Raw genomic sequence first — 11,177 nt, forward strand, 5'->3', positions numbered from 1 at the left:
ATGCACTACGGTGCTGTCACGAAAATGTTAAAAAAGCTCAAAAAAAGGTGACGAAGAAAGTCTTTAAAAAGATTTGGCTATCTCCTTATCGCTCCAAATACCGTAAATATCACGATAAGGAGAGCCGTCTATCTGTTCTTCGCCAATGCTATGCGTGGCAACCAACCCTTTGATATCGCTGGCTTCATCATTGCAGACTTGCACAGTAAACCCTGCTTGTTTTAACGCAATTTGCACAATCGTTAAAACGGTTGAACAGACCAAAACGCCCTCTTTTTTTAAAAGCTTTTTGAGTGTTTGAAACAATTCTAAGCTCACCAACGAAGCGTTATTGCTCTCCAAAAACGGATCTAAGTAAATGACATCAAACGGCTCATCTAAAAGCGTTAACGCATAACGCGCTTCGGCATTGAGAAACGCAACCGTTGCAAAATGATCTTCATAGTGTTTGCATGTAAAAAGAGCGTCTAATATCTTTACATGTAAAGATTCTGGAACGGTTTGCATACTCTGTTTTAAAAGCATGCGATCTTGGTCAATCGCTTTTACATGTAAAGTATGTTTGGCAACTTTTTGAGCCACTTTCACAGACTCTAACGTGTTGTAACCCATGCCAAATCCAATGTCTAAGAGTTTTACATCACCTTTTAAAAGACGCTCTTCTAACCGTGACTGTTTAATAAAAAGCGCTTGTGCTTGAGTGTAAGCTCCCGCTTTGGGATGGTAGTAATCTTTATAAGTTTTATTCCAAAAAGTCGTACTTCCATCATTGGCTACAATTTTGTTTTGTATTACATCATTTTTTAAAACATTATTTTCCACCAAATCACCTTGCCTTATGCCTCGATAACGCATAGTTTTAACAAGATATTCGCCAAACTGACCTTTTTGCATGTGCCACAAAGGAGCTACTAAATCTTTATCGGGGGTGTCCGTGGCAATTCTCAAAATGGGTATATGAGAAGGAATCCGTCTTAGAATCTCCATGAGTTCTTCTGCGTACTCATATTCGCTGAATGTTTTAAAAGGTTTTAGGGCATATTGATGCGCAAGTTCCGTGTTTTTGATGACATGTAAATGGTGAATTTTAATGCCATCCACACCTAATTTAACCAGCTCCTCTGTTGTGGAAAGCCAATGCGCTCTTGTTTCATTCGAAAATCCTACAATGATATGCGCATAGACTTTAATACCATGATGTTGAAGATGGAAAATCGCCTCTTTGCTCTTGGCAAAATCATGCCCACGATTGATAAGACGCAGCGTCTCATCGTGCGATGTTTGCACTCCTAGTTCGACACATACATCTATCATTTGATTCAGTGATTGCAGATACTCAAGTGTCGCAGAATTTAGACAATCAGGGCGAGTACCGATATGAAGTGCATCAAAAGCGTGCATTTTCAAAAGCTTTTCATACTGCTCTTTTTGCGTTAAAACGGATGCAAATGTTCCCGTATACGCCTGAATATAAAGCGCAAAACGCTTCGCTTTATACCGTTTTTTCGCAAAGGCAACTCCTTTTGCTATCTGCTCTTCCACACTTTTCGCATCAGCAATTTGAGCCGCACGCGCACCGTGTTCTGGGCAAAAAGAGCAACCACCACTGCCATCATGCTCGCGGTTGGGACAACCAAATTCTAAATTGACGGGAATACTAAAGAGTGCTTCACCATACCTGCTTTGCATGTAAGCTTTATGGCTAAGATACGGTAGCATTATTTAGAAAAGAGTTTGCGTATTTTTGTAAGGCCTAGTTGCATACCGCTAAACATCATCACGTTTGCCATCTTTTTCCACATCGGTTTCTCGTAGCAAGAATTTGGGCATTTACGACAACTTGGTTTATTTTCATGCGGGCAATTTTTCAGCTTCCCATACGCATAAAGCATCAGTGTTTCACACTCTTCACACACATTGTACGGCAATTCTGCTAATGCCTCTTCTTTAAACGTTACCTCTAAAGTACCTCTTTTTTTAGGCACATCGTGATGTTTTTTATCGCAATGAAGTTGAATGAAACGACGTAAGGTCTCTGTGTCAGAAAGTAGTTTTTCTTTAGTCATTTAGGCTCTTTTTTGATTTTTACTAGAGTTTTTACAAAACTCTTAACACGCTTTTAAAGCAAAAGCTTAAAAAGCTACGTTAACACTGAGTTTTCTTCGGCAGAATGCCCCATGCACCCTTGGTGCTTTAATTTTTTGCAAATTTAGCTTTGTAAAAGTATATTATAAAGAAATAGTCTAAACAAAAAGTTATTACCTGTAAGAAGTATTGAAAAATTGAAGCGCGGCAGACTTTGGTCTGCCACTTTATTGAGACTATTTTGCAGGAATAATGATACCTTGGTATGGTCCAAATTTATGTTGGTGACGTGTTTTATTGTCATCATAAGGTCCAATATCACTATCAGGAACTTTCATGCTAAGATCAGGAAAATCTTTTTCACGGTTTGCTTTAACATCGCGTGGCTTGTCATAGTTGTTGATATACGCCGCGACATTATAGGCTTGTTCATCGGTTAAGATACGATTTTTATTGTCCGCACCAAAAGGCATATTTGCCACGATCCAGTCTGCCGCACGAATGACTCTAAACATACCAGCACCTGTGTTATAGCTGTCTTTGCCCCAAAGCGGTGGATATTCATAACCGTTGGCTTTGCCTTCACGTTTCACGCCTTGACCATTGTCACCATGGCATGAAGCACAAAACTCTTTATACACTTTTTCGCCTTTGATCGGATCGGCCGCTTGACTCATAATCATCTTGCGATTGACTTGAGGAAACTCAGCCCCTTCCACTTTTGCACCCAAAGGGATTCCTTGTCCTAGCCAATACATATACGTTACGATTGCTCGCATCTCTTTGCCATTTTCAGGAAGTGGTTTACCGTTCATACTACGCCCCATACAACCATTCACGCGCTCTTCAATACTTCCAATGCTCTCATCGCGGTTACGATACTGCGGGAAGGAGGCAAAAGATGCCATAAACGGACCAGACCATTTTTTTGTACCGGCTTCTTGATGGCATGATGAACAGGCAAGATTATTACCCGCATATCGCATTTTCGGATCGCTTACTTCTGGACCTATGTATTTATACGTTTCATTGACGAGTGCTTTACCATAGCGCACTGTATCGCCAAAAAGAGTGTTAGGAATGGTACTCTCATCAGGTGCTTTCCAATCTTTCACCACCACAGGTTTAAACCCTTTGTCTGAACGTTTATTGAGTTCTGCTGTATCAAATGCAAAAAGCCCGCTTGCGCACGATACAATCAGTGCTAAACGTACGATTGAACCTACCTTCATAATGCCTCCTTAAAATAATTCATATCGTTATGATAGGCTTTTTTTGTCAATTTAACGTCAATTCCTCTTTGTCTCTTTTAAGGTATAATTTTGAAACGGTTTCCACGAAGAAAGAAAGGATATCCCATCAAAAATTTTCGCGCACTGGCTCTTTTGTTTGGACTCTTTTTTATCACAATACTTGTATTGGTTTTTCTCATCTATCGCGCTAACCATAACCTCTATATCGAAGATGCCAAAAACAGTGTGGAGAGTGTTTTAGGGCACACACAAGAGCTTATTTCGCACGAAAAACAGCTTGCCCTTAGCATTGCATTGATGCTTGCGCAAAATGAAACACTTAAGCAAGGCTATCTCAAAAATGATCGTCAACTCCTTTTTGAAACGTTACAAAGCGAAATTCCAAAGATCAAACAATATCTTCAAATCGAAAACCTTGAAGTACAGCTTCACACCAAAGAAGGTAAATCGTGGGTGCGAAGTTGGGATTTTGAAAGTTATGGGGATGACCTCTCCTCTTTTCGTAAAGGCATAGCACTCCTACACCAAACAAAAACACCTCTTGTTGCCATTGAGCTTGGAAAGCGTCTCAATATCAAAGCACTGTGTCCTATCTTCGATAAAGAAGAACTGATAGGCTCTTTAGAAATTATTATTGGATTTGATGAAGTGGCACAAAAACTCAGCGATAAAAAAATTCGCTTTGTTGTGCTCATGGAGAAAAAATTTCTAGAAATTGGTGAATGGATGAAAGAGTTAGAGCAAATCAATGACTATGTTATCATCAGTAACAGTTGTTCAAACCGTTGTGTAGAAACCCTTTCTTCTATTATCACGCCTGAAATTCTTAACAAAGGATTTGCACGCTCTAACGGGGCACTTTTCGGATTTACACCCCTTTTCGACATTGAAGCCAAACAAGTGGGCTACATTGGAATTTGGTTTGGCGAATCTCTTTTAAAAGAGTCTCTACTCCTTCGTGCAACACTAACACCCAACACAAAACCTTTACATGTAAAAACGCTTCAACCCTCCAGCAATGCCTCAACACCAAGTGAGGTGATCATACGATGAAGATTTTATTGCTTGAAGATGACTATACGTATAGTGAAAGCATCAAAGACTCTCTTGAGGAGATGGGCTATAGTGTCGATGCGTTTGATGATGGCTTAAAAGCACTCGATGCACTCTTTGAAAAACGTTACCATCTAGCACTTCTTGATATTCGTGTGCCCCATATAGATGGGTATGAAATCTTAAAAGAGATTCGTAAAGCTAAACTTGATCTACCCATTATTTTTATCACATCACTCACAGATATTAACAATCTCTCTTTAGGGTATGAACTGGGCTGTAACGACTATTTGCGTAAACCATTTTCACTCAAAGAGCTTCAGTATCGCGTCTCGCAAACACTCAATAGTTATCATTTACACACGACCCTAGGAGTCATTGCCCTAAGTAACGGCTTTTCTTACAATGTGGATGATCATTCCCTATGGTATGATACCTTGCAAGTACCCCTCAGTAATTATGAAAAAAAACTTCTCTTCTTATTGGTTAAAAACAGAGGTAATTTTATCTCAACCGATCTCATTCATGACTACGTATGGGAAGGTAAGGAAGTCGGTGACAATGATATTCGTATGCTGATTAAAAAGTTGCGTGACAAGACCGATAAAGACTTCATTATTACCGCAAAAGGAATAGGATATAAAATTGAAAAATGAGACCAAAAACGCTTTTATTTTTGCAATCATTTTTACATTTTTAACGCTTCTTGTCGTTTTATTTCCCATTTTAAACTACTTAAGTGTCTCCATGCGCCTCAACCAAGTCAATCAAGAGGTACAATTAAAATCCTACGCAAAAGAGATCGAAAATACAATTTATAGTATTTCTCCTTTGCAAAAAACTTTTCTTTTCCCACGCTCTATCATTTATAAAACAGCCCTTTTAGATGCCAACAATCATATCGTTTTTTCTCTCATCGAAGAGCCTATTCCTAGCTTTAGTGATGAATATATGCACAGTGAAAACTCTCTTTTTTACAAACATCAACTCTTGCCAAATCCTTTACATGTAAAGTTTCTCATCGTGCAAAAAGAGCTCTCTCACTCTCAAGTTATTTTTGATATTTTGGTCATTATCGCCGTTGTATTAGTAGGAATGTTTGTTATTTCTTACTTACTGCTTCAAATTCTTTTGAAACCTTACATTGAAACGTCATCACGTATGAACAGTTTTTTTACAGATGTTATGCATGAACTCAAAACGCCACTTGGAATAATGCAACTTAACATCGAAGGGTTAGTTGAAAAGTATAAAGATAAACGCCTTAATCGTACACTTGCAGCACTCTCTACACTTTCAACGCTTTACGATGATTTAGAGTACCTCATCAAAAATAAAACGATTACCTACACAACAGAAATCTTGAATTTTTCTACCTTTTTAGAAGATCGCATTAGCTACTTTGAAGCACTGAGCTCATCTAAAGAGATCATCATTACTTCACAGATTGAACCTGAGCTCTATCTTGCCATCAATCGCATTGAGTTACAGCGCGTCATTGATAACAATCTCACCAATGCGATCAAATATTCTTCGCCTCAAACAACAATCAAAGTTACATTAAGTAATCAAAAAGAATTTATTTTCTTTAGTGTAAGAGATCAAGGGGTAGGGATAAAAGAGGTTGATAAGATTTTTGAGCGTCACTACAGAGGTGATATTTATAAAGGTGGTTTTGGAATCGGACTTAGTATTGTCAAAAGTATTTGTGAAAAATATCACATTACAATTGAAGTAAAATCGGAAGAAAATAAAGGAAGTGAGTTTGTCTATCGGTTTGTAAAGGAGGTGGAGGAGAAAATCTCCCCCGAAGAATTATAGTGCTGTTACGTTCTCAGCTTGTGGGCCTTTTGGACCTTCGCCTAGTTCGTAAGTTACTTTTTGGCCTTCTGCCAAAGATACACGACCATAACCTGATCTATTTACTTGACGAAAGTGTACGAATACATCTTTTCCGCCATCATTTGGTTGGATAAAACCAAAACCTTTTTCGTTGTTAAACCATTTAACGGTTCCCTCTAATAAAGCCATCTAATGCTCCTGTGTAAAAATACTTCATTGCTGAAGTGGTCGAAAAGTAGAAAATTGAGTATTTTTGGAGTATTTTAGGATGCTAACTAAAGGTCACGTATCAAAAAACTACCAAAGATGAACTCGAACCTCATCTTTCTAGGAAAATATAGTATCTTATTTTTTAAAATAAAGCAAATTTAAATCGCTTTTAACTATACTGAGTCCATGAAAATAGCAAAAACATACGCACTTTACAGCGCACTCATCCTCTTCTGTGCCTTCATTTTAATGGCAAGTGTCTGGGTAAGTCAAAAAACACAAGAGCAGCACCAAATCAAACAAGAACAAATGAGTGTGTTTGAGCGATACAAAGCGGTCTTAAATCTTGAAAGTACCTCGATTAGACAGGTTACCTATGACTACTCTCGTTGGGATGAAATGGTGGCATTTGTCAACAAACAAAATTTGGTCTGGAGCCAAGGTAATTTAGACCCTATATTAGAGACTTTTAAAATCTCTTATATTTTTGTTTTTGATGCTGCGCAAAACCAAGTTTATACCCATAAATCAGCTCATGCTGATGCCCTTAATTTTGATTTAACATCATTTGATCCAACTTCTTCCTTATTTAAAGAATTTTTTTACATTCATAATGGAAAATTTATTCAGTTTTTTTTAGCCCCCATTCATTATTCGGCTGACTTAGAACGAAGTGGTAAACCATTGGGATTTTTTCTTTTGGGACGGGTTATGGACGATGCTTTTTTTGCCAATATGGAACTCATTACGTTAGGGAAAGCTTCTCTTTCTACAAGTCTGAATCATCCTTCGTCAGAGGATCACTTTCACATTTCTCTCTCTTCTTTACAAAATGAGATTATTGGTTATATTGATTTTTACTATTCGCCTTCCGTTATTTTATTTATCTCAGAACTACAAAATTCTATTCTATTCGCAGGCATTGCCATTACGCTCTTTGCTATTTTTCTTTTCTATATACTAACGCGCGCCATACTTTTCATACCTATAAAACATATCTCTATGGCACTTAAAACGCATCATCTTGGGTATATTTATTCTCTTTCCAAACAAGAAAATGAGCTTGGCGAAATAGCACATCTTATTGGAGAACATGAAAAGCAAACAAAACTTTTGGAGCATTATAAGGAAGCTATTGATGAAAACACCATTGTTTCTAAAACAGATACCAAAGGTATCATTACCTATGCTAACGACCAATTTATTGCAATTTCCGGCTATTCAAGAAACGAGCTTTTAGGTCAACCTCACAACATTGTCCGCCATCCCGATAATCCCGCAAGCTTATTTAAAGAGATGTGGGAAATCCTTAAATCTGGCAAACCCTGGAAAGGTATCATTAAAAATAAACGTAAAGATGGCTCTTCCTATTATGTTAAGTCGGTTATTGTGCCTCTGCTTGATACAAATGGTGACATTCAAGAGTACATTGCCATTCGTTATGATGTCAGCGAACTTTTTGAGCAAGTCGAACACTTTCGCAAAGAAAAACTCACAGAACTACCAAGCCGTAAGGTTTTATTTGAAAAAATTGAGCAATCAAAAGATCCACATCTGGCGATTTTAAATATTTGCGGCTTTCGCGATATCAATACATTGCATGGACAAGCCTTTGGTGATATTTACTTACGCCATTTAGTGGCAAAAATCAATTATCTTTTATCAAATACTTGGATTTTATTTCACCTACAGGGTGATGAGTTTGCGCTCTTTTGTGATGATTTAATTTCACAAAAAGAATTTATCGAAGAGGCACAAAGACTTTTTGCTACCTTAAGCCATGAAGGCTTATTTATTGATCATCAGTACTATCCACTCTCTCTTCGTATGGGTATTGCAAATGGTTTGGAATACCTCTACAATCGTGCTGAAATCGCGATAAAAGAAGCTAGAGATTCTCATAAATCGGTTGTAATCTATGATGATAATGAAGGCTTTGAGCAACGCCTACAAAAAGATATTCAGTGGAATGAAACCATCCGCCATGCTCTTAAGGAGAACCGTTTTACGATCTTTTTGCAAGAAATCATTCCTTTACATGTCAAAAATGGTGAGCGTAAAAAATATGAGGTACTCATTCGTCTTATTGACAACAATGGGCACATTATCTCACCTTTTCATTTTCTTGATCTTGCCAAACGTATGCACCTCTACGATCAACTTACTCGCTTTGTACTTCAGGAGGGCTTTCGTGCTGCCCTTGAATTGCATTGTGATGTTTCAATCAATATTACCAAAGAAGATATTTTAAATCTAGAAACAACCACTTACTTAATGAATTTATTAAAGCAATACCCTATGTTAAAAAAACGTATTATCCTAGAGCTTGTTGAATCTGAAGGCATTGAAGACTCTGTTGAAGTGCGAAACTTTTTGCAACAAGCAAGAACAAATGGCTGTTTACTTGCTATCGATGATTTTGGAGCAGGCTATTCTAACTTTGAGTACCTTTTACGTTTAAATGTTGATTTTATTAAAATTGATGGTTCACTTATCAAGCACCTTGACACAGATGCCAATGCCTATGCAACCGTCAAAACAATTACACATTTTGCAAAAAACCTTGATATTTTGGTTGTAGCAGAGTTTGTGCATAACAAAGAGATTTTAGATAAAGTACAAGAACTTGGCATCGACTATGCACAAGGCTTTTACTTACATGAGCCTTCTCCTAAACCCAAAATAAAGAGTTTAAATGTTAGAAATTGAACACTTTTTAAAAGTTGTTGAAAACGATGCATTTGTTGAAGGTCATGAAGTTTTAGAAGAAGCATGGCATCGGCTCAAAAAACTTCCCGAATATGAAGAGGAAGCCAAAATTCTCAAAGGGCTTATTAACGCCTCTACGGCTTTAGCATTAGCGTGTAAGGGCAAAAAAGAGGGAGCTCTCAGAGTGTGGCAAACCTATGAAAAATACGCTCCACTTATCAACACGACACCATCATCTCATAAAAAATTATATAAAGAGGCTCAAACGCTTCTTTTGCGTAAATATGCTCTTTACATGTAAAATGTAGAAAAAATCAAATAAACCGAAATGACCCAAAGCATATAATTTAAAAGAGCGGTATAACGCTTTTCATTAATGCGTTCATGAATTTTATTGCCAATCCAAAAACCCACCAGCGAGATGACTACAAAAAGTGCAATAAGAGCACTAATTTCCAGAGTAAAACTTCCATGGTAACCAAAAATCATAATTTGCAATGTCTTATTGGCAATAAAGCAAAAACTCATCACACCGATAGCATGTTTTTTATCAAGCTTGAGTTCTAAAATCAGCATAATTAAAACGGGCGACATAATGTTTGCCATCCCGCCAACCAAACCACTTAAAAGCCCCATTGCAACGGTAACACTTCCTTGTCGTTTTGAGACTGCACGCGTTAATGAAAAACGTAATCGCTCTTTATTGAGGTAAAAAAGCATCACTCCTGCTACAACCAGTTTATAATAGTGATTGTAATAAGCCACAAGTAGATGTGTCCCTATAATGCTCCCAACCATAACCGAGAGAATGAGCGGCCAAAACTCCTTCCAAATGTCGGTAAATGAGTTTGCTTTTTTAAGACTAATGATGTTCGTAATCAGTGTAGGAAAAAGTGTGTATAAAACAGCAAGTTTTAGGTCTAAAAAGAGAACAAAAAGCGGTGTTGCGATCATGGGAAAGCCAAAACCAACAATGCCATGGAAAAACCCTGCCAGCAGGACTATAAGAATTTCAAAAGCAAAAAACTCACCTTGCATGCTTATAATACCAGTTCATGGTATCTTCTCCCACTTTTTGAGAGAAAATCTTTTGCAATCCTTCTGGTAAACGAATTGCCTCGCCCTCTTTCTCATGGGGTGATTCAAAAATCAAGTACCATTCTATTTCGCAACTAAGAGTATCCAGTAAACCTTGCCCACCTTCAACCATGACCATTGAATAGTCATTGATCTTATCCAAAGTATCCGCAATCATTACAGAGCGATTCGGAATATTAAAAAGAGGTATCGTTTGATCAAACGTTTTTTGTTTAGAGTAAATCAGCACATCGGGAGCCTTGCCCTTGCACAATCTTGCATCTAAAATAGGTTTATCAATTCGCACGGTATTACCACCAATAACCAAAAGATCACAGTGATCGCGTAAATGATGAACCATTAAACGCGAATCCAAAGAGGTGATAATCCCTCCTGTTGCCACGCCGTTACTGCTGACAGCTAATTTGAAAAAAACAAAAGGACGTTTTTGCTCTTTACATGTAAAAGGGGTAAGCAGAAGATCACACTTCTTTTTCAGGCATCCAAAGAGCACATCAACGCCTTTGCTTTGAAGGTATGTGCCTCCTCCTTTGGCTCTTTCGCTCTCATCGTATGAGCCAATCACTATGCGCTTAAGGCCTAGTTCTTCAATCAATGATGAACAAGGAGGTGTTTTGCCAAAATGATGACATGGTTCTAGGGTTACATGTAAAGAGAGTTTGTGAAAAAGATTGTTGTGGTGTTTTTTTAAAAAAGTATGTAATTGCGCTGCATCTTCTATATCATTGATGCGTGAATCGTGAGTTAAAGCTTCATAAGCCGCTTTAAGAGCAAGTACTTCAGCATGAGGAGTACCTGCTTTTTTGTGCGCACCAATGCCTAAGACATCCCCTTCGATATTGCTAACAACAGCGCCTACAGCAGGATTTGGGAACGTTAACACTTGACGCGTCCAAGCGGCATCAAGTGCTTTTTGCATTAAAATTG

General features: G+C 37.8%; 11 protein-coding genes. 5 read left to right on the forward strand and 6 right to left on the reverse strand.

The window, feature by feature from the left end:
* Positions 1-63: 63 nt before the first annotated feature.
* The 3 genes from mnmL to N0B29_RS02945 all read right to left on the reverse strand — a co-directional run bounded on the left by mnmL (position 64) and on the right by N0B29_RS02945 (position 3,317).
* Positions 64-1,719 carry a tRNA modification radical SAM protein MnmL/YtqA gene (gene mnmL / locus N0B29_RS02935; protein WP_263832193.1) on the reverse strand — a complete coding sequence of 552 codons (1,656 nt, stop codon included), beginning with the start codon at positions 1,717-1,719 and terminating at the stop codon, positions 64-66.
* The gene (locus N0B29_RS02940) at positions 1,719-2,066 is read right to left on the reverse strand and encodes a nitrous oxide-stimulated promoter family protein (RefSeq protein WP_263832194.1); all 348 of its coding nucleotides are present in this window, start codon (positions 2,064-2,066) and stop codon (positions 1,719-1,721) included. The genes mnmL and N0B29_RS02940 overlap by 1 nt, the downstream gene beginning before the upstream one ends.
* A gap of 255 nt (positions 2,067-2,321) precedes the next feature.
* The gene (locus tag N0B29_RS02945; RefSeq protein WP_263832195.1) at positions 2,322-3,317 is read right to left on the reverse strand and encodes a c-type cytochrome; all 996 of its coding nucleotides are present in this window, start codon (positions 3,315-3,317) and stop codon (positions 2,322-2,324) included.
* Positions 3,318-3,407: 90 nt separating this feature from the next.
* Here N0B29_RS02945 and N0B29_RS02950 point away from each other — a divergent pair, with 90 nt between their 5' ends.
* Genes N0B29_RS02950 through N0B29_RS02960 form a run of 3 tightly spaced genes read left to right on the forward strand, consistent with a single transcriptional unit; the run spans position 3,408 to position 6,212 of the window.
* Positions 3,408-4,391, forward strand: coding sequence for a cache domain-containing protein (locus tag N0B29_RS02950; protein WP_263832196.1), 984 nt, complete (start codon positions 3,408-3,410; stop codon positions 4,389-4,391).
* Positions 4,388-5,047, forward strand: a complete 660-nt coding sequence (locus N0B29_RS02955) for a response regulator transcription factor (protein WP_263832197.1) — start codon at positions 4,388-4,390, stop codon at positions 5,045-5,047. Before N0B29_RS02950 ends, N0B29_RS02955 begins: the two co-directional genes overlap by 4 nt.
* On the forward strand, positions 5,037-6,212 hold the full coding sequence (locus N0B29_RS02960; protein WP_263832198.1) for a sensor histidine kinase: 1,176 nt from the start codon (positions 5,037-5,039) through the stop codon (positions 6,210-6,212). Before N0B29_RS02955 ends, N0B29_RS02960 begins: the two co-directional genes overlap by 11 nt.
* Here the strand turns inward: N0B29_RS02960 and N0B29_RS02965 are convergent.
* Positions 6,207-6,422: a cold-shock protein gene (locus N0B29_RS02965; RefSeq protein ID WP_025343528.1), complete on the reverse strand. Its 216-nt coding sequence runs from the start codon at positions 6,420-6,422 to the stop codon at positions 6,207-6,209. The genes N0B29_RS02960 and N0B29_RS02965 overlap by 6 nt on opposite strands.
* 207 nt (positions 6,423-6,629) lie before the next feature.
* On the opposite strand from N0B29_RS02965, the gene N0B29_RS02970 reads away from it, so the two are divergent.
* Together N0B29_RS02970 and N0B29_RS02975 are read left to right on the forward strand one after the other, a co-directional pair.
* Positions 6,630-9,152 (forward strand): EAL domain-containing protein, encoded by a 2,523-nt coding sequence (locus tag N0B29_RS02970; protein WP_263832199.1) that lies wholly within the window; start codon positions 6,630-6,632, stop codon positions 9,150-9,152.
* On the forward strand, positions 9,139-9,453 hold the full coding sequence (locus N0B29_RS02975) for a DUF309 domain-containing protein (protein WP_263832200.1): 315 nt from the start codon (positions 9,139-9,141) through the stop codon (positions 9,451-9,453). The genes N0B29_RS02970 and N0B29_RS02975 overlap by 14 nt, the downstream gene beginning before the upstream one ends.
* Here the strand turns inward: N0B29_RS02975 and N0B29_RS02980 are convergent.
* The gene (locus tag N0B29_RS02980) at positions 9,444-10,190 is read right to left on the reverse strand and encodes a sulfite exporter TauE/SafE family protein (RefSeq protein ID WP_263832201.1); all 747 of its coding nucleotides are present in this window, start codon (positions 10,188-10,190) and stop codon (positions 9,444-9,446) included. The genes N0B29_RS02975 and N0B29_RS02980 overlap by 10 nt on opposite strands.
* Entirely contained in the window at positions 10,180-11,169 is a 990-nt protein-coding gene (ribD, locus tag N0B29_RS02985; protein ID WP_263832202.1) for a bifunctional diaminohydroxyphosphoribosylaminopyrimidine deaminase/5-amino-6-(5-phosphoribosylamino)uracil reductase RibD, read from the reverse strand. The genes N0B29_RS02980 and ribD overlap by 11 nt, the downstream gene beginning before the upstream one ends.
* Positions 11,170-11,177: the final 8 nt, after the last annotated feature.

This window comes from Sulfurospirillum oryzae, from assembly GCF_025770725.1.
GTDB lineage: Bacteria > Campylobacterota > Campylobacteria > Campylobacterales > Sulfurospirillaceae > Sulfurospirillum > Sulfurospirillum oryzae.

Bases quoted from the DNA above. Each gene is read 5' to 3' on its own strand.
- mnmL (WP_263832193.1), bottom strand. From the start codon at position 1,719: ATGCTACCGTATCTTAGCCATAAAGCTTACATGCAAAGCAGGTATGGT.
- N0B29_RS02940 (WP_263832194.1), bottom strand. From the start codon at position 2,066: ATGACTAAAGAAAAACTACTTTCTGACACAGAGACCTTACGTCGTTTC.
- N0B29_RS02945 (WP_263832195.1), bottom strand. From the start codon at position 3,317: ATGAAGGTAGGTTCAATCGTACGTTTAGCACTGATTGTATCGTGCGCA.
- N0B29_RS02955 (WP_263832197.1), top strand. From the start codon at position 4,388: ATGAAGATTTTATTGCTTGAAGATGACTATACGTATAGTGAAAGCATC.
- N0B29_RS02965 (WP_025343528.1), bottom strand. From the start codon at position 6,422: ATGGCTTTATTAGAGGGAACCGTTAAATGGTTTAACAACGAAAAAGGT.
- N0B29_RS02970 (WP_263832199.1), top strand. From the start codon at position 6,630: ATGAAAATAGCAAAAACATACGCACTTTACAGCGCACTCATCCTCTTC.
- N0B29_RS02975 (WP_263832200.1), top strand. From the start codon at position 9,139: ATGTTAGAAATTGAACACTTTTTAAAAGTTGTTGAAAACGATGCATTT.
- N0B29_RS02980 (WP_263832201.1), bottom strand. From the start codon at position 10,190: ATGCAAGGTGAGTTTTTTGCTTTTGAAATTCTTATAGTCCTGCTGGCA.
- ribD (WP_263832202.1), bottom strand. From the start codon at position 11,169: ATGCAAAAAGCACTTGATGCCGCTTGGACGCGTCAAGTGTTAACGTTC.